This is a genomic window from Actinophytocola sp. (genome assembly GCF_045807065.1).
Classification (GTDB): Bacteria; Actinomycetota; Actinomycetes; order Mycobacteriales; family Pseudonocardiaceae; genus Actinophytocola.
In genome coordinates this window covers 35,219-51,755 of sequence record NZ_JBJMIE010000819.1, presented here as the reverse complement: position 1 = coordinate 51,755, position 16,537 = coordinate 35,219, and the positions used below count along the sequence as shown (strand labels likewise).

At 63.8% G+C, this 16,537-nt stretch carries 17 protein-coding genes and 1 pseudogene; 7 read left to right on the top strand and 11 right to left on the bottom strand.

The window, feature by feature from the left end; genetic code table 11:
* Positions 1-1,062 (bottom strand): annotated as a pseudogene (locus ACJ73U_RS47510) (hypothetical protein); the annotation flags it as partial.
* A 159-nt stretch (positions 1,063-1,221) separates the two neighbouring features.
* Between ACJ73U_RS47510 and ACJ73U_RS47505 the strand changes: the two are divergent.
* A complete protein-coding gene (locus tag ACJ73U_RS47505; RefSeq protein ID WP_407784408.1) occupies positions 1,222-1,653 on the top strand; it encodes a helix-turn-helix domain-containing protein in 432 nt (143 codons plus the stop codon).
* A 45-nt stretch (positions 1,654-1,698) separates the two neighbouring features.
* On the opposite strand, the gene ACJ73U_RS47500 is transcribed toward ACJ73U_RS47505, so the two are convergent.
* Together ACJ73U_RS47500 and ACJ73U_RS47495 are read right to left on the bottom strand one after the other, a co-directional pair.
* Positions 1,699-2,943: a hypothetical protein gene (locus ACJ73U_RS47500; RefSeq protein WP_407784407.1), complete on the bottom strand. Its 1,245-nt coding sequence runs from the start codon at positions 2,941-2,943 to the stop codon at positions 1,699-1,701.
* Positions 2,943-3,467: an RNA polymerase sigma factor gene (locus ACJ73U_RS47495; protein WP_407784406.1), complete on the bottom strand. Its 525-nt coding sequence runs from the start codon at positions 3,465-3,467 to the stop codon at positions 2,943-2,945. Before ACJ73U_RS47495 ends, ACJ73U_RS47500 begins: the two co-directional genes overlap by 1 nt.
* Positions 3,468-3,716: 249 nt before the next feature.
* Between ACJ73U_RS47495 and ACJ73U_RS47490 the strand changes: the two genes are divergently transcribed.
* Positions 3,717-4,442: a class I SAM-dependent methyltransferase gene (locus ACJ73U_RS47490; RefSeq protein WP_407784405.1), complete on the top strand. Its 726-nt coding sequence runs from the start codon at positions 3,717-3,719 to the stop codon at positions 4,440-4,442.
* Between the two features lie 27 nt (positions 4,443-4,469).
* Positions 4,470-4,943 (top strand): MarR family winged helix-turn-helix transcriptional regulator, encoded by a 474-nt coding sequence (locus tag ACJ73U_RS47485; protein ID WP_407784404.1) that lies wholly within the window; start codon positions 4,470-4,472, stop codon positions 4,941-4,943.
* Positions 4,944-5,029: 86 nt separating this feature from the next.
* On the opposite strand, the gene ACJ73U_RS47480 is transcribed toward ACJ73U_RS47485, so the two are convergent.
* Genes ACJ73U_RS47480 through ACJ73U_RS47470 form a run of 3 tightly spaced genes read right to left on the bottom strand, consistent with a single transcriptional unit; the run spans position 5,030 to position 7,596 of the window.
* The gene (locus ACJ73U_RS47480; protein WP_407784403.1) at positions 5,030-6,433 is read right to left on the bottom strand and encodes a TIR domain-containing protein; all 1,404 of its coding nucleotides are present in this window, start codon (positions 6,431-6,433) and stop codon (positions 5,030-5,032) included.
* A 31-nt stretch (positions 6,434-6,464) separates the two neighbouring features.
* A complete protein-coding gene (locus tag ACJ73U_RS47475; RefSeq protein WP_407784402.1) occupies positions 6,465-7,148 on the bottom strand; it encodes an HD domain-containing protein in 684 nt (227 codons plus the stop codon).
* 22 nt (positions 7,149-7,170) lie between these two features.
* Positions 7,171-7,596: a hypothetical protein gene (locus ACJ73U_RS47470; RefSeq protein WP_407784401.1), complete on the bottom strand. Its 426-nt coding sequence runs from the start codon at positions 7,594-7,596 to the stop codon at positions 7,171-7,173.
* A gap of 861 nt (positions 7,597-8,457) precedes the next feature.
* Between ACJ73U_RS47470 and ACJ73U_RS47465 the strand changes: the two genes are divergently transcribed.
* Positions 8,458-9,312 (top strand): hypothetical protein, encoded by an 855-nt coding sequence (locus ACJ73U_RS47465; protein ID WP_407784400.1) that lies wholly within the window; start codon positions 8,458-8,460, stop codon positions 9,310-9,312.
* 115 nt (positions 9,313-9,427) lie between these two features.
* Here the strand turns inward: ACJ73U_RS47465 and ACJ73U_RS47460 are convergent, their stop codons facing one another.
* From ACJ73U_RS47460 to ACJ73U_RS47450, 3 genes are all read right to left on the bottom strand, one after another.
* Positions 9,428-10,810, bottom strand: a complete 1,383-nt coding sequence (locus ACJ73U_RS47460; protein WP_407784399.1) for a HEPN domain-containing protein — start codon at positions 10,808-10,810, stop codon at positions 9,428-9,430.
* 345 nt (positions 10,811-11,155) lie between these two features.
* Positions 11,156-11,635, bottom strand: a complete 480-nt coding sequence (locus ACJ73U_RS47455; protein ID WP_407784398.1) for a hypothetical protein — start codon at positions 11,633-11,635, stop codon at positions 11,156-11,158.
* Between the two features lie 30 nt (positions 11,636-11,665).
* Positions 11,666-12,112 (bottom strand): hypothetical protein, encoded by a 447-nt coding sequence (locus tag ACJ73U_RS47450; RefSeq protein ID WP_407784397.1) that lies wholly within the window; start codon positions 12,110-12,112, stop codon positions 11,666-11,668.
* A gap of 793 nt (positions 12,113-12,905) precedes the next feature.
* On the opposite strand from ACJ73U_RS47450, the gene ACJ73U_RS47445 reads away from it, so the two are divergent.
* The 3 genes from ACJ73U_RS47445 to ACJ73U_RS47435 are packed head-to-tail and all read left to right on the top strand — an operon-like array spanning position 12,906 to position 14,562.
* Positions 12,906-13,136: a hypothetical protein gene (locus ACJ73U_RS47445; RefSeq protein ID WP_407784396.1), complete on the top strand. Its 231-nt coding sequence runs from the start codon at positions 12,906-12,908 to the stop codon at positions 13,134-13,136.
* Entirely contained in the window at positions 13,133-13,672 is a 540-nt protein-coding gene (locus tag ACJ73U_RS47440; RefSeq protein ID WP_407784395.1) for a helix-turn-helix domain-containing protein, read from the top strand. Before ACJ73U_RS47445 ends, ACJ73U_RS47440 begins: the two co-directional genes overlap by 4 nt.
* An 11-nt stretch (positions 13,673-13,683) precedes the next feature.
* Positions 13,684-14,562 carry a helix-turn-helix domain-containing protein gene (locus ACJ73U_RS47435; RefSeq protein ID WP_407784394.1) on the top strand — a complete coding sequence of 293 codons (879 nt, stop codon included), beginning with the start codon at positions 13,684-13,686 and terminating at the stop codon, positions 14,560-14,562.
* A 138-nt stretch (positions 14,563-14,700) separates the two neighbouring features.
* Here ACJ73U_RS47435 and ACJ73U_RS47430 read toward each other — a convergent pair whose 3' ends face one another.
* Together ACJ73U_RS47430 and ACJ73U_RS47425 are read right to left on the bottom strand one after the other, a co-directional pair.
* Complete coding sequence (locus ACJ73U_RS47430) at positions 14,701-15,240, bottom strand: GNAT family N-acetyltransferase (RefSeq protein ID WP_407784393.1); 540 nt, start codon at positions 15,238-15,240, stop codon at positions 14,701-14,703.
* Positions 15,237-16,496, bottom strand: a complete 1,260-nt coding sequence (locus tag ACJ73U_RS47425) for a helix-turn-helix transcriptional regulator (RefSeq protein ID WP_407784392.1) — start codon at positions 16,494-16,496, stop codon at positions 15,237-15,239. The genes ACJ73U_RS47430 and ACJ73U_RS47425 overlap by 4 nt, the downstream gene beginning before the upstream one ends.
* Between the last annotated feature and the right edge of the window lie 41 nt (positions 16,497-16,537).

Genomic DNA, 16,537 nt, shown 5'->3' with positions numbered 1-16,537 from the left:
GCCGCCCGTCGAGCCCCGGCCGCCGGGCACCTCGGCGCGCGTGACCACCTTGGGGCCGTCGTCGTACCGGTAGGCCGTGCTGAACCAGCAGGTGATCGTGATGAAGCCGTACAGCCGGCCGCCGGGCGGCACCACGTCGGTGAACTGGAACGTCCTGGTCTCGCCGGCCCGCACCGTGACCCCAGGTCCCTGGTCGTGCACCAGGTCGCCCCAGCCGAGCCCGGACAGCTCGTTGGGCGCCGCGCCCTCGTTGCACCGCGAGGTCAGGCCGACGAGGTCGGTGTGGCCGGTGTTGGTCAGCGTGACCGTCTCGTGGATGGTGTCGCCGACCGCGTAGACGGCCTTGTCGAAGGTGATCGAGGCAGCCAGACCCGTTATGGCCGCCACCCCGCGGACCAGCACGTCGCCAGCACCGACGCGGGCCTGGACCAGGGCCGTCTCGTCGTAGAACCAGCCGGGGGGCAGGCCGGGCTCGAGCGCGTACGTGCCCTCCGGCACGTCCCGGGCGGTGAACCGGCCGGTGTCGTCGGTGCGGACCTCGAAGGTGGTGGTCGGCTTGCCGCCGTAGCCCTCGACGAGGATGCCGGCCAGTGCCTCGCCGGGGTCGAACGTCTTGTCGCCGTCGATGTCCCGGTAGACGGTGCCGGAGAGGTCGGTGGTCCGCACTGTCACCGTGGCCGTCGCGCTCGCCCTGTTGTTCGTCGTGTCGGTCTCCGGGTCGGGCGTGCGGACCTCGACGTCCAACCGCAGCACGTCGACGACGTCCCCCAGCTCGACGGTCGCCGGCGGCAGCTCGACCCGTTCGCCCGGCGCGATCGTCGAGCCACCGCCTGCCGGGTCGAGGCCGGACCACTGGCTCGACGAGAACGGGCCGTTGCTCTCGTGCCACAGGGTCACACCGGTCGCCGGTGCGGTGCCGTCGTTGGTGACCGTGACCGTGGCGGTGATCCGCTCGTACGCGTAGTAGGCGGGCTTGTCGTACGCCACGGTCACGGTGAGGTCGGCGCCCGCGGGCTCGGCCGCGGCCGGCGCGGCGGCGAGCAGCATGAGCAACGCGGTCACGGCTAGAGCGAGTCGGCTCAAAGTCTTTCCCAATCGAAGGTGTGAGGTTTTCCCGGCTCGCACGTCTTCCGGGTTACAGGGTGGGATCGACAGGCACGGAGGGGCGCGATGAGTGGGGACGGGCCAGCCGGAGTCGGACCGGTAGGGGGAAGGTTCGCCGTGCTGGTGCAGCGTTGGCGGCACGCGGCGAACCTGACGCAGGAGGGGCTCGCGGAGCGGTCGGGGCTGTCGCCCCGCAGCATCCAGAACCTGGAGAGCGGCCGCGTGAGCCGGCCGCGCCGGGAGTCGGTGCGACTGCTCGCGGACGCGTTGGAGCTTTCCGGTCGGGCACGGGCCGAGTTCGAGCAGGCGGCTCGGCTGGGCACGCCGACACCGATCACGGAGGCGGCGTCGCATCGAGGGGTACAGGTCACGGTGGCGGACAACCTCCGCCAGCTGGTGGCACAGGCCGGACGCGAGGGGTGGCGGCCTGTGGACCTGCGTGGCCTGCCGGCGACCGCCGAGCCGGAGGAGGTGCTGCTCCGGTTGCTCGCCGCACTGGACCAGGGCAGGAAAGGTGACGGGACACGGCAGGTGTCCGTCGCCGTCTGACCCCGGTCAGGCGGTGCGCCGGCCCGGGGCAGTGCTCCGCGAGTGTCAGGGGGAGGCCGGCGCACCGCTGTCCACGAAGGTGTTGTCCGCCCAGCGGTAGTCCGGCGCGGAGGGGTTCCAGCCGGTGCTCGGCGAGTTGCCGCGGAACCGGTTGCCCAGCACGTGGATGCTGGCCGAACCGGCCTGGGTCGGCGCGTCGACCCGGTTGAGCAGGTTGTTCTCGACCGTCACGCCGCTGATCGGGCCGTCGAGGTCGCTCATGGTCACCCGGTCCATCGCGTTGTGGCGCAACGAGATCGAGCTGGAGCCGGACGTGACGAGCACGTCGGCGGTGTCGAAGTAGCTGTCGACCACCACCGCGCCGCTGGTGATCGTCACGCCGTACTGGAGGCGGCTGCGGTTGACCTTCAGCCCGCTCGCGGCCTGGATGAGTGACGAGCCGCCGGTCAGCTCACTGTTGACGACCGTGAGGCCGGTCGCGTTCTGACGGACGGCGGGTGCGCCGTTCGGCGCGACGACCAGCACCCGCTTGAGCGTGACGTTCGGCGCGTCCACGATCACCGTGCCGGTGACGCGCAGGTCGGACACCACCTGGCCGGGGCTGGTGATCAGCAGGTTGCCGTAGTGGTCGCCCAGGGTGGCGCCGAGCGGGACGCCGGTGTTGGCGGCGGTCGGGTCACCGGACATCGGGGGCCACGTCGGCTCGACGGCGGCGTCCGCGTCGTAGCCCCGGGGAGCGCGGCCCGTGGTCTGCCCGGCCGAGGTACCACCGCCACCGCTGCCGGGGTGGGGTTGGCCCTGCCCCGACTCTGGTGGCCGCGTGGTCGGCGTCCCGGGCGGCTTGACGGTCGCCGCGGTGGGCGGCGGGAGTGAGGTGATGGTCCTGTCCGGCCCGTCGATGATCATCGTGGGGTCGGCGGGTGGCGAGTCGCTGAGCAGCGTCGACGCGACCACGATCCCGGCGAGCCCGACCACCACCGCCGCCGCGGCGGCCACGGCGACCGGACGTCTGCGCTGCCGTCCCGGCCCCGGCTCAGGACCGGTCGGCAGCACGATGACCTCGGCGTCGCCGGTCGGCTCGGTCTCGTCGTCGGTCTCAGCAGCGGTCTGGTCATCGGTCTGGTCGGCGGTCTCGTCGGTCTCGTCGGCGTCGAGGTCCAGGGGTTCCGGCTCCCGCTCGTACAGGTCCACGTGCACGTCCGCGATGCGGTCGCGCCAGCCGTCGAGGCCGGGCGGCGCGTCGATCTCCGCGAAGAGTGCGCGGAGCTCGTGCTCGTCGGTGCTGCCCATCACGGCTCCCCCAGGTGCCGCTGCAGCCGGGTGAGTGCCCGCTTGCACGCCATCGTCGCGGCGTGTTCGGTGACGCCGAGCACCACGGCGACCTCCGCGTACGGCAGTCCGGCCGCGATCCGCAGACCGATGACCGTGCGGTCCTTGTCGGAGAGGTGCGCCATCGCGGCGAGTGCACGTCGCACCTCGTCCCGCAACACGACCTCTCCCTCCACGTTCGCCTTCGGGTCCGCCTCGGTCTCGCCGCCGAAGAACCTCGCCAGCAGCGCCGCCCGCCGGGTGTGCTTGCGCCGGTGGTCGATGACCGCGTTGCGGGCGATCCGCAGCAGCCAGGCAAGCTCGGCCCCCGGCGTCAGCTCGACCGTGCCGAAGGCGTGGAACGCGGCGGCGAAGACGTCCGCGGCGAGGTCCTCCGCGTCACCACGGTTGCTCACCTGCGACAGGCAGTACCGGAAGACGCGGGCGGCGTGCTCGCGGTACACCTGCTCGAACGGCGGCGCTTCAGTGAGGTCGGTCGCCGTCATGTCGGTGTCCTGCCCGCACTCCCAGTCCGGTTCCGCCGTGTCATCAGGGAGAACGCGTGAACTCACGAAATCTCACACCCGACTTCTGTGGGCCGGGTTGCACTGGTGCACGAAAATCCTGTCCCCCCACGCGAGCACACGAAGCTGAGCGAGGCTATCAGTCCCCGGAGGCGAAATCGACGGTCGCACCGTTACGTCCTGAGACGAATCGCTTGGTGTGCTCCGCCGCGCTTTAGGAGTTTGAGGGGCATGGAGCTTTTCGATCCGCGCCTGTACGGGGCGCGCTGGGCGGAGAACTACGACGAGTGGCACAAGGGGTTGATGGACGACGAGGGGGCGGTGGCCACGCTGTTCGACCTGGCCGGCGGCGGCCCGGTGCTGGAGTTCGCGGTGGGCACGGGCCGGCTGGCGGTGCCACTGGCCGAGCGCGGCGCCGAGGTGGTTGGCGTGGACATCAGCCCCGAGATGCTGGCGAAGCTCGCGGAGAAGTCACCGTCGGTGACGACCGTCGAGGCCGACATGACGACGGTGTCGCTGGGGCGTGAGTTCGCGCTGGTGTACATAGCGTTCAACTCGATCTTCGCGCTGGAGACGCAGGAGGCCCAGGTGGAGCTGTTCCGCAACGCCGCGGCCCACCTGCGGCCGGGCGGCCAGTTCGTGCTGGAGACCGCCGTCGTGCGTCCCCCGTCCGGGGAACGCGGCCAACTGGCGGTCACGGATATCCAGGCGGACCGCGTCACCATGGTGGGCGGCACGAACGACCCGGTGACCGGTCAGCAGAAGGGCATGTGGCTGGTGCTGGAGCCGGACGGCCCGAAGTTCTTCCCGATCTGCGGCCGCCAGGTGTCCCACTTCGAGATGGACCTGATGGCGCAGCTGGCAGGCCTGCGGTTGGAGTCCCGCCGGGGCGACTGGAAGGGCGCCCCGTTCACGGCGAAGTCCGAACTGCACATCTCGACCTACCGCAAGCCGTGACCCCCACAAGGGATCTACCCTTGAGGAATGACGTCGATCACGGACGACCCCCGCTGGCTGGACGATGGCGAGATGCGGGCGTGGCGCGCGTACGTGATCGCCAGCGAACTTCTCCGCAAACAGCTCAACAGAGAGTTACAGGAGCAACACGGCCTGGCACTGTCGGACTACGAGGTCCTGGTCCGCCTGTCCGAGTGCGAGGGCGGCCGAATGCGCATGGCCCAGCTGGCCGGCGAGGTGGCGTCGTCGAAGAGCCGCCTGTCCCACCAGATAGCCCGCATGGAAACCACCGGCCTGGTCCAACGAGTCGAGTGCGGCGACGACGCACGGGGGGTGTTCGCGGAGATCACGGACGCCGGCCGCACCCGCCTCCGCGAGACGGCGCCCACGCACGTGAGCGGGGTCCGCGCCCACCTGATCGACCTACTGGGCCCCAACGACCAGAAGGCCCTGGCCGACATCTTCGAACGAGTCCTCGGCCACCTGGACCACCTGGGCTGAGTTCCGGCCGGCTCGCCTCCGGAAGTAACAGTCCGGACCGAGATCGCGATGGCTGAGGCGTCCTCTGTACTGGTCGAGCACCAGACTTAGTATCCGCGGATCTTCTTGATGACAATCTCAGCGAATTCGATGGCCGTGTACTTCTCGGCGGCCACGTAACCGATTGTCGGGTTGAGGCCCGGGATGTTCACTTTTTCGAGGAAGTAGGGCAGAACGTAGCCTTCGCGCTGCTTGTTCATGCGCGCTAGCACCGCGCGCCACTCCCAGTTGCCCGCCCATTCCGACTCGATGAATGCCCGAGAGAGTACGGTGATCGCATATCGGCTTCGGGCGAAGTAGATGTCCTGGAGCAGCACGGCGAGATCCTCGCCCAGCAGCTGGTGCTGGAAGTCGTCGTCGTAGAAGACCGACAACCCGGCCGCGACCAGACGGTCTCGTATCGCCTCGGCCACCGAACGGTCCGGTCCGCCGAAGGAGATCACGACGTCGAACTTCCGGCCGCCCGCGACCTCGTCGACCAGTTTCTGCCAGTCGTTAGCGTCGAGCCCCTGGATCCGCAGGTCCGCGGCGAGCAGGTACGTGGCACGGAGCCCGAGGGACGTAGCCCAAGACCGACCACGTCCGCAGGAGTTCCGTACTCCGTGCCACGCGCCCTTCTCAACATCGAACTCGCGGAGGAGGCGATCACCAATCAACACGTTGTACGGAGCTGTCACCAAGCCCCAGTGACGCGTGCATGGGTAAAGTGCGCCCGTCCAGGTGACGTGGTGCCATCTCGGTTGGACGTTGTTCTGGACGATCCGGTCCTCCACCAACAAGTCCGAGTCGCCCACCAAGGCGTTTAGCAGGGCCGCGCGCTGGCGTTCGAACTCGCCCCGTTCCTGAGAGCTTGCGGGAACCACCTTTTCGATCCTGTCGATGATGTGAGCGGCCAATATCTTGTCGATCAGAGTGGTGTTGCCAGGAAGTACGGTCATCAGGTGTGTCCTGGTACGCGCGAGGACATCCCGGGCGGTGTCACGCCAGTGATGGTCACGAGACAGTTCAGCGAAAAGCAGAGCAGGGTAGAAGGCGAAGAGCGAGTCCTTGAGATCATGTCTCCGCAGCAGCCAACCGCCGTCGGCGTCGTCGTGGCACTCCCGTAGCCGAGTCATCGCCGCGTGGAACGGCTTGGACGAGCGGATGAGGGGACTCCCAAAACGCGACAGACCTAGGAGCACCTGCGCCAATGACCAGCTCGTCGTGCCGACGTTGGCCTGACGATCGTGTCCGCGCAACGTGCCGTCGTCTTTGACCAAGCTCCAGACAGACTTGACGATGACGTCGCGGACGGATGGCTCGATACAGGGCAAGCTGGCAACGCCGTTGAGGATCACGCCCGCGGAGGCCGACGAGTGCTCATCCCGACCGAACTCGTCCGCCTCGAAGCGTTGCCCCGGCAACATGCAACGCCTGAGCATCGACTCGCACAGAGCTCGGAAATCGGCCACACCCAGAAGCTCTGCCGCGAGGGCCTCGACTCTACTCCGAGTCTTTCCCGTTCCACTCATCCAGGAATTGCGCAACGAATTTCTCCATGAACTCGTGCCTGGCGTCAGCGATGTTTTTGGCTGTCGCGGTGTTCATGCGTGATCGAAGCAGGAAGAGCTTCTCGTAGAAGTGGTTGAGGCTCGTCCCCTGTGTCTGGAGGTACGACTCGACGGTCGTGTGGTTCACCGTCGGGACCGAGGGGTCGAACAGCGGACGCCCGACATGACCGCCATAGGCGAAGCACCGCGCGATGCCTATCGCGCCGAGCGCGTCCAACCTGTCCGCGTCTTGAACACAACCGCCCTCGAGCGACAAGGGCTGAAGTGGTGTACCGGCGCCCTTGAACGAAATTCCGGCGATGTCGTTCGCCACGCCGGTCGCAAGCATCTCGTCAGCACCACTCTCGATCAGCCAGGCGTAGGCGGCATGTGGTCCGGTCGAGGTGTCGCCCGTGAACTTGAAGTCCTTCAGGTCGTGCAGAGCGGCAATGATCTCTACCCTTTCCAAGTCGGCCCCTTCGGCGCGCGCCAATCCCTGGGCGCTGCGGAAGACCCGGAGCACGTGAGAGGGATCGTGGCCACTGGAGTCACCCGCCAACTCGTCGGCGGCGTGGCGCAATGCCGCACGCGCGAGTTCACTGGTCGCGGCCTGCTCGGCCGCCTCCAGAGTGATCACTGGGATCTGCCACATCTTCGTCCTACCTGCCTTCTTGCTGGAGTCGCGAATTCCAATATACGTCGTCGGCGCACTCACCAGAAGGCGTGCAGAAGTCGCACAAATCCCGATGTTCACACCAGGGCTGCAGCTTGGGTGAGTACCGTCCGACGGTGAGGCACGGTATCGGATGTCCGAAGATCTTGTAGAGCACTACCCGGTGACATTCGCTGGCTCGCCGCCGAACCAGTGTCAACGGCCAGTGCGCGACACCGACGCCGTCGACTTCCTCCATGTAGGCACCCAGCAGCGACAAGGACGTGAAGTTCCACGGGTGCTTGTGCGCTCCGTCAAGGTCGTCGTTCACTATGAGGTGAACTTTGATCGATCCACCGTCGCCCATGCGCCAACTGAGGCGATAAAGGAACACCTTTCCCTTCTTCCGAATCACTTTGAAACGCAGTCTCACAGCAACCTCCTGGCGGCGATAGACCTGCTGACCCTCGCATGTGTGCGCTGCGCAACCGGTGTCACTGGGGCAGATCCATCCGTCGGTTGATGCCAGCTAAGCCGAACCGGCCTAGAATTAGGAGGACGTGTCTGACACTGTCCAGAAACTGTCAAGAATCGTACATTGTCGTACGCGGATCAATATCTTCAGCGAGGGCGAGCCGGCGCCACCCGCGCTCGAGTTCTACCCGAACACCCGGGCTTGACGAACCAGCCCTGGCATTGATGGGAACTTGGTTCTATCTCAGCTCCGCGACCGCGACCGACTGAGACCGGACCGGCGCTCGACAAAACCCTGAAGGTTACAACTGCGGAGGCGGAGGGATTTGAACCCCCGGACCCGTGAAGGTCTCCTGTTTTCAAGATCTACGTAACCCCGTGCGAGGCTGTTCGGCCAGGTACATCCGCCCTGGTCAAGGCTTTTCCACGCGGTCAGCGAGCGGCTACGAACAGGGCCGAATGAGACCCCGAATGAGACCCTGAGTCACGGGACGGTGGTTCAGTGCTCAGCTCGACCTGTGCGGCGTAAGACACGTAGATCGAGGCGTTGAGAGCCGTGGTCAATGACAAGCGAGCAGCGCGGGAGGTTCCCCGACCGCCGCGCGCGCTCCTGGTCCTAGGATTCTCAGCACGTTGTCATCATGGATGTTCATGTGCCGCCCCAGCTCAACTTTGGCTCGCCACTGCCCCACACCACGACGATCACACAGGCCGACGTCGCTGCAAGGGTCGACGGACTTCTTTGGGCCCGCTACGTTGTGATCCGACAGCACCTTGACCCCATTGAGCGAGACGCAGGATTAGTCTGATTGGATGAGTAATGAGCGACAGCATTCTCACCAAGGTGATACTAGCGCTCATCAGCGCTGGCTTTGGCTTCGCATTCGCGGTGATTTTAGACTGGATCAAGGCGCGCCGTGAACCCAAAACTGAACTGTCATGGGAGGCGGAGATCAGCAACAGTCTAGTATCAGTTCGTCAGGATATTTTTGCGAAGGTACGTGTTCTGTACAACGAGCACCAAGTAAGTCGCCTCGCGGTGATGAAGTGCCGCATCTCGAACACAGGGAATAGAGTGGTGAAGGAAGAGCGCGTCCGATTCACATTCCCGAAGGAGGTGAAGATCCTGGAGAACTTCTTCGACCCAAAGCCCGAACGCGAACTGGGAGTTGCAGAACTTGAGGACGCACGGGAGGAATCAAGCGAGCGCATATACACGATTGCTCACCTTGAATCTACGATGCAGGTTACGTTCCAATTCGTCCTCGACGGGAATGTGCCGGCGGATTGGTCTCCACATGCGTTCAATGAACATGGTGACGTATTATTTCAGAAGCGTGACTTGTCCCGAGTACGTGAAGACAAGGAGCACCTACAACCCTTCCTTGTCATCGTTTTGACATTACTGCTGATCCCACCAGTCCTGCGTAACCTCATCGTCGATCTTGGCGACCTAGCGGCCAGCGGTGCCACTCTAATCCTACTGGCTCTACTTGTGCCACATATCGTTCCGGTTACTCGGCTTCTTACAAATCTGATCGCGAACGAGCGACACACAGATAGAAAAATCCATATCAAAGATGCTAATAGCGTTATTCTTGGAGATCACTCGGCCGTACGTATCCACTCTAGCTCAATCGGTAAGAATGAACAGGAAGATAAGTCCGTCGTGTAGTTCCACATATTTGACTCGTCGTTGCGGTGCGATGTCTCTCCGACGCATACCGGCCACGCCCGATCCGGATCATACTTGACCCAGGGCTGTGCCCATTGGTGAGCACCGCGAATATTCAGAAGATGTCTGGCAATTCGGTTGGCAGGACGTTCTTCAGGTAGCGCCACCGTGGGGCTCGATCAGTCATTTCTGCGCACTGGTCATTCGAGAAGCCCATCTCCCGCAGGAGAACAATGCGAAGAAGTACGTCTATCGTGGCGCTCAAACGGCTGAGTTTTCGAACGTCACTCTCGAGGGGATGACGACTTCGCGGTGCGTGCGCAAACTGATTACGCAACTTTTTCACCAGTGTGACCCACTTGTCGCGGTCACCAAGGAACGGATGGAGGGCAAGGCCGGCGTGATCAATGAGCGCATGTAGGCGTTGCTCAAAATCTGTCCTGTGAGAAAATAGCAGCGCATTCTGCAGCCATTTCTGATGCTGCTTAGGTGCGGCATCGACGACCTCACTTACCCGAACGCGGTGCTCCCTTGTCTTCTTATCCGCACTCGGATAGAGACGTTGATGTACTCCATCCACGGCGGAGGCGAGGTTGAACAGCTTATTGCTTGCGAATGGAACATGAGAAGAATTGGCCGAGAACAAGAGGTCGCACGTAATGCCAAGCTTATCGACGAGCTGGTACCACCGCGGCACGAATTCGGCAAAGTCGACATCTGCCAGCGTGAAGAGCATCCGCTCAGCACGTTCCTGTTCAGCATTCAAGTATGCCTTGCTGCGTCCATAGACGTGAGCATCTAACCAAACGTTGCGTGGATCCTCGACGTATGCCTTATTCCCCACACGAAACCGTCCGGCGGCGGAGTCCACTCCGGTAGCCAGGCTCAGAAGATGACGGAAGGGCCGCACGAACTTATAGTCGACATCTCCGATATCGACAGGTGACGATAAATCAATCACCAGTCCGGCCGACTGTGCCCATGACATCGAGTATGAACCTGTCTTCTCGTCAAATCCATGGCCCAATTTCAGCAGTGCGCCAGGTATTGAAGCTTGCGAGTCAGGCAACCACGTGTTAGTTAAGATACTGGTTCCATCATCGTTCCACTCCCTGCTAATCGCCCGCTGGTCGGCCCATGGGACTAGATTGGTGAGTTCGGCGTCGACTTTATCGAATACAGCTTCGTCGGGCACTTCGAGCCAATATTGTCCGACCAGGGCTACCGAAACATGCAGACTGGTGATTGAACTGCCGTCGAACAAGGACATGTTCGAAGGGCCGAAGCTGCTGCTGAGCAGAGTCACTGCGTTACCGAGGCTGCGCCCCAGGATGAGGGTGGGGTCCACCGTAGGCACCAGCGGAGGAGGGTCTTGCTCCTCAAGTGAGCCGAACAGGCGGAGTTCGAACTTGTCGCCAAGTTCAAGCCTCCCTCCAACCTTGCGGGCCTCATCACACGGCAACCACCATTCACCTTCGTAAGCATCCTTGATCTGCATACTACGACCATCGCTGAGGAGTGCCAGAGCGTTGCTTCGACGAGGACGTTACCCATAGGAACGGTGACTCAGTCGTGTGACAAGGACAACGCGCTCTCTGCCTGGGAACCAGACTCTGGACACACTCTGCCGAGAAATCTAGGGCAGGTCACGATCGACGGACCGCGCGGGGGGATCCCGGCGGCTTCACTGAGCTCGCGACATTGGGACTACGCAATCCTTTTTCAAGTTCACACCGGCAGAATCGAAGAACCATGAGCGGTGACGAACTTCTAACACAACGACGCCTGAGGGCGCACAGGCAAGTATTGGTGACACGCCAGAGGCCCGCCCTAAAGGAACGAGCTAATCTAGCAGTTTGTCGTGTGGGAGTGGAATATCGACGAGGACACTAGCCATCGCTACCGCCTTACTTGCCTCATGGTCGGTTGGGGAAATACCTGCATGGCTGGCCAGATTCCGCGGGCGGATTAATTCGACCTGAATGTTGTCCGGCAAGGACATGCCGAGCCCTCTCAGCGTTTCGACAAGCGGCCCAAGCTGACAGACCGACTTACGAATCATCTTTCGAATAGGTTCTGTGGTCGCCTCCAGTTCGCTATCGAGCAGTCTTGTCAGGCTAAGCTCTGCCGCAGTGCCTGCGTCCAACACAGCCCGCCGATATTCGCCCAAGATAAGACTACGGCGCGAATCACAGAGCAATAGATGCTCCATTGGTGGAGTGTCACCGCCGGCCGATCTATTGAGTATCTTTCTCCACGTATCAGCATCGATTTTCGGTATACTTTCAATCTGGAAATTTTTCGGCAAATTCGCGCCGCTCATGAGCTTGCGCCCGCTTGTGCCATCGAACGACTAGATATGTAACCCATTTCCGAACCATCGATTAACGCCAGTCTCAGATAGATAGAGTGCCAGCACCGACTCCGTCCAGCTACGCACGCGACGGAGCCAAGGATCGATGCCTTCGACAATATGCTTATGGATCTCCTGCGCAGATTGATCGTGACGCGCGGCAGTATCTGACGGCATAGATATCCGAAGAAGTATGCAATGAACATAACCGCTTATGATCAGCTGCGTGTCATTTTGACCCCAGTAGTAGTGAGGAGTTCCCCACACTCGATCGGTTTCGAGATTTTCGTCCCAGTCGACTTGCGAAAGTGCTGCGTGAACTTTGGGTGCGACAAGAAAATGTTCGGCGTACTCACTGCTCGATACTTCGACAATTTCGGGAAGAACTAACTCTACATCAAGGCCGTTTATGGAGGTCCGGAACCCTTGCCCTAGCGATTCACCCATGAAGGGAAGTGTAAACGGGAGCCTCAGTATCGCTTCGACAGAGCCATCATAAGTAGCTTCACAATCTCCTTGATACTCCAGGTTATTCACGACCTCTCGGATCCTGCCCTGCCGCTTGACGATTGATCCACAAGATGTGGCTGGAGTCAACCCTGGCGCATCTGAGACCTCACAGGCATGACCCGCGCCGCTCTAGTTCGCGCGCCAATCTGATCCACGCGATGACGGCCCCACTACGCAAACCTCGCAGCAAGGCTCCAGACCGCTCAGTCGCACGTTGCGCCTGCAGGCCAGACAACCGTGACTAGCACGTGCTGCGCCTGCATCGCCCGCGCCGAGTTGACGCACTACCCGTAACAGACGAGTCCCGCATCTTCCCAGGTCACGGGACAGAGTGCTACATCCGCCGTGCTGAATCCGCACGTTTCCGCAGTGGGCAGATCCTGCCTCACGAGTTTGGCTGACCAGAGATCAAAGTCAGCCACGGTCGGTGCTGCGCGCAGCCAGCTCCGGCAACAGCGATGTGAGGCGAAGCGAATGCGCGATACCAACTGGACGACGACGCCCACTGTCATCTCCCACAGGGCAACTGCCAGGCCCAACGGCCGGACCCAGCTACCGCCCCCGGACGAGTCGGCTCACCAGGACAGCATGCTCATAGCTGAGCTGGCCACCTTGAACACGCTGGTCGCGAGGTACATTCTGCGGTCCACGGGGTTGGTGAACAGGGACGTCGCCGACGTTTCGCCGGCGGACGAGCGATCGTTGGCGGACCTTCTCGCATCGGCCGCGGATGGTCTTCGTGCTCGGGCGAGCCGCCGCGAGCGTGACCACCAGCGGTGACTTTGTGAGCAAGGTCGTGTTCTTCCTGCTGGTGACGATTCCCTACCAGGGCTTCTTCATCTGGGCGGCCGCTTGGCTGACGCTCGACTCGGTCCGTGAACGGCGACGAGCACGTGCCGCGGCCGCCGAGATCTCTAGATCCGACGTGTCGTCCGGATGCCTGAACAGGCGTGAATCGTGAACGCGCCGGTCGACCTCGCCTCCGGGACAGCCACGGGCGGCGCCAGAGTCGACCTGACCGAGCGAGCTATCTCCCGCGCGCTGGGTGAGGAGCTCCGTCGGACGCGGGAGGCGCGCGGCTGGTCGCGTGCGCAGTTGGTGGGCATGTTGCCGTCCGGTATCGGTGATCGGACACTCCTGTCGTACGAGCATGGCACCCGGCACCTCACGGTGCTGCGGTTGATCGAGTTGTGCAACGCCCTCGGTGTAGCCGCGGACACCGTGGTGGCGCACGCGCTCCAGCGAGCACGCATTCACCTGGAGAACCAGAACCTGAGGATCGACCTCCGGGTCATGCTCAGGGACAGCAGTGACAAGTTCCGGCCTATGGCTCAGTGGGCACGTAACAAGCTCAACGAAACACCCGACGGCATCGCCGAACTCGCCCCGGCGGCGGCGCGGGAACTCGCGATCTTCGCCGGCTACACCGTCCGGGAACTGGCTGACTACCTCGCCATGTTCGTTCCGGACGACACCGAAGCCACCAACTCGGAGTAGGACACCCAGCGATGATGGACTGCGGCCCCACCGCGCGCACCCTTGCTATCGGCCTCGCCATCACTGATGCGTTGCGGCGGAGGGGGTGGACTGCCATGGCGCTCGCAGAGGCGCTGGGCTGGAGTAACTCGAAGGTCAGCCGGATCGTGACCGGTGCCCGTCGCGCTCACCCAGACGACGTCATCGCGATTCTCGCCGTTCTCGGCGTCGTGGGCCGGGATCGTGACGAGCTGGTCGAGTTCGCCAGAGGCCTCGGTCGGACCAACTGGTGGCAGGAACACGGCACCCGCCCTCACGGCCAATCAAGCGTTCTGCGCCGCATCGAACTCGCCGCAACTCAGATCACCACCTACAGCGGCGATATGGTGTATCCGCCGCTGCAGACCCTCGGCTACCTGCGGCTATTCGTGGCCAACCACACGCCCGAGGGTCACGACGAGTTCGTAGCCGATCGCTACGAGGCGCAGCAACAGCTGCTCGACGCATCACTCAACTTGGTCAGTTTCATCGACGCACGCGCCCTCACCCACGGTGGCATCCCGCGCGAGACGATGTCCGACCAGCTCCATCACCTACTCCGACTCACGGTGCGCCCTGATATCACCATCCGCGTCATCCCCGAGACAGCCGCACCTCGCCGCAGTGGCTCGTTCACCCTCATGACCTTCGCCAAGCACCCGCCGCTCGTCTACCTCGAACACCTCAACACATCCGCCTACCTCGAACACCCAGACACGGTCGGCGGCTACCGGAGCCATGTCGCCTACCTCCGCAACCTCGCTATGGACGCCGAGACCACCCGAACGTGGCTACTTGGCCTGGCCGACCGCCTCGGTCCAGCTATGGAAGCCGACGACCAGAACCGGTGCCTGGAGGGACGGCCCGCATGAGCGGAGCCAACCGTTGCTGGTGGAACGCCAGGCCGCGCACGCCGCCGTTCTCCATCAGCATCGATGTAGTTGCCAGAGCCAGGGCCTGACCTGGTCAATCGGCGGGACTGCGCCGCTCAGTCGCATAGCCGTTGGGCGCTACAGCTCTTTCACCATCGCCTCGTACAGGGGAGAGTCGTCGAAGGGCTGCATCTGGCCGACGACCTGGAAGCCCCACGACAGATACGCGGTGTAGGCAGGGATGTTCTCGGCTCGCACGAGCAGCGTCACCCGCTTCACGGGCAGATCCGCCAGCAGTGCTTCGCTCATGGCCTTGGCGTAGCCGCGTCGCCGCCAGGCCGGCCGTACCTGTAGCTCGTTGATGCCGAAGGTCCGGCTGCCGGTCTCGCGCACCAGGTCGAGGTCGGGAGTGCCCTTGAAGCCACGCCACCAGGCGGTGTCCGCGGGCAGCACCGAACCCAGCGTGAACCCGACCAGTTCACTCTGCACGCGTCCAGTCACCAGCCGGAAGCCCTCCCGGTAGCTCCCCCGCTCGATCCGCTCCCAGAAGCGCTCCGGGTAGAAGAACGGGTCGTCGAGGCGCTCGGCATACGCTTCTCGGTACACGGCGAGGATGTCGTCCTGCTGCGCCCGGAGCCCCTCGCCGTCGTGGCGAGCGACAGCCAAGTCGTCATTCACGCGTGGACCACGGTCCGGTAGCGATCCAGGAAGTCGGCTACCTCGGGTACCTCCGGGGCAGCGGTCAGCCGGGCGGCAACGACGTCCAGCTCCGCACCGACGCGCCAGCTGGCGACCTCGCCGCTCAGGTCGTCGAGCACACCATGGGCGGCTTCGGCGGCGCCATCAACGGCACCCTTGTCCAGGCGAGCGCGGGCCAGGCGGACCCGCCAGCCCGCCAGGTTCCGCGCGAACTGCTGCTCGTAGCTGGCTATGGTCTGTTCCAGCAGCCGTTCGGCCTGTGTGGGGCGGCCCAGCTCGATCGCGCACGTGGCCTCGATGCCGTCGAGCTCCGATGAGCTGAGGAAGGCCGCCCACTCCTCACCTGCCGTGTCGCTGTCACGGTCGAGCACGCGGCGGGCCTGGCCCACGGCCCGGTCAGCGTCGCGGGCGTTGCCGGTCCGGGAGCTGCTGACCGCCAGCCGCAACTGCGGTATGGCGGCGAGCCACTTCGGTGCGCCTTTGCCAGTGGCGGCCAGCTCCGCGCCGTAGGCGTAGCGCTGCGCTTCCCGCGGCTTGCCGAGCAGGGTGCTCTGGTAGGCCAGGTTGGCGAGAGCACGGGTCTCGATCTTCGGGTCGTTGGCCTGGCGGCTCATGCTCAGCGCTTCGCCGAAGGAATCACGGGCAACCTGGTGTTGGCCAGCGTCCAACGCCAGCCAACCGGCGCAGATGTAGAGCTGGCCGGTCGCGGTCAGCAGGAGCTGTCCCACGGTCTCGGTATAGCTGCCGTGATCGAGGAGATGCGTGCCGTCGTAAGCCTGCACGAGCGCGGCCTGCCACAGTGCGTCTCCACCGTGTCGCTGGTCCAGGCCGTGCAGGCGCGCGGCAGCACGTTGTAACCGCTGCACGTCCGCCAGTCCGACTGTGGTGCCTGCACCGCTGGTCAGGCTGGCCGCTGCTGTCGCAGCAACACCCCACTTCATCAGCGTCCGGCGCTTCATGTCCTCCAACGCTACCGCCTGGTTCGCCGTCGGGACCGTGTCCGACAACGCGGATGCGTGCTCGTTATCCGCGAGCAACTCTGCAAGCTGCTCACGGGTGACACCAAGCAGCTTGGCGAGCTTGGGCCACAGGTACGGCACCGGGGCATGGTGGCCCGACTCCCACCGGTTCACGGTGCATCGGTCGACGAACAGGGCTTCGGCCAGACCTTCCTGGGTGTATCCGGCCGCCTTGCGGGTCGCCACCAGTCCGGTTCGGCGACGTTTGGCCCCCATCTCGACACCTCCTGCAAACCGGGCGGGACGCCCACGGTAAC

Excerpts from the sequence above, each read along its gene's own strand:
- ACJ73U_RS47490 (WP_407784405.1), top strand. The coding sequence starts at position 3,717 with ATGGAGCTTTTCGATCCGCGCCTGTACGGGGCGCGCTGGGCGGAGAAC.
- ACJ73U_RS47465 (WP_407784400.1), top strand. The coding sequence starts at position 8,458 with ATGAGCGACAGCATTCTCACCAAGGTGATACTAGCGCTCATCAGCGCT.
- ACJ73U_RS47435 (WP_407784394.1), top strand. The coding sequence starts at position 13,684 with ATGATGGACTGCGGCCCCACCGCGCGCACCCTTGCTATCGGCCTCGCC.
- ACJ73U_RS47495 (WP_407784406.1), bottom strand. The coding sequence starts at position 3,467 with ATGACGGCGACCGACCTCACTGAAGCGCCGCCGTTCGAGCAGGTGTAC.
- ACJ73U_RS47425 (WP_407784392.1), bottom strand. The coding sequence starts at position 16,496 with ATGGGGGCCAAACGTCGCCGAACCGGACTGGTGGCGACCCGCAAGGCG.
- ACJ73U_RS47450 (WP_407784397.1), bottom strand. The coding sequence starts at position 12,112 with ATGGGTGAATCGCTAGGGCAAGGGTTCCGGACCTCCATAAACGGCCTT.
- ACJ73U_RS47500 (WP_407784407.1), bottom strand. The coding sequence starts at position 2,943 with ATGGGCAGCACCGACGAGCACGAGCTCCGCGCACTCTTCGCGGAGATC.
- ACJ73U_RS47485 (WP_407784404.1), top strand. The coding sequence starts at position 4,470 with ATGACGTCGATCACGGACGACCCCCGCTGGCTGGACGATGGCGAGATG.
- ACJ73U_RS47455 (WP_407784398.1), bottom strand. The coding sequence starts at position 11,635 with ATGAGCGGCGCGAATTTGCCGAAAAATTTCCAGATTGAAAGTATACCG.
- ACJ73U_RS47460 (WP_407784399.1), bottom strand. The coding sequence starts at position 10,810 with ATGCAGATCAAGGATGCTTACGAAGGTGAATGGTGGTTGCCGTGTGAT.
- ACJ73U_RS47445 (WP_407784396.1), top strand. The coding sequence starts at position 12,906 with ATGGTCTTCGTGCTCGGGCGAGCCGCCGCGAGCGTGACCACCAGCGGT.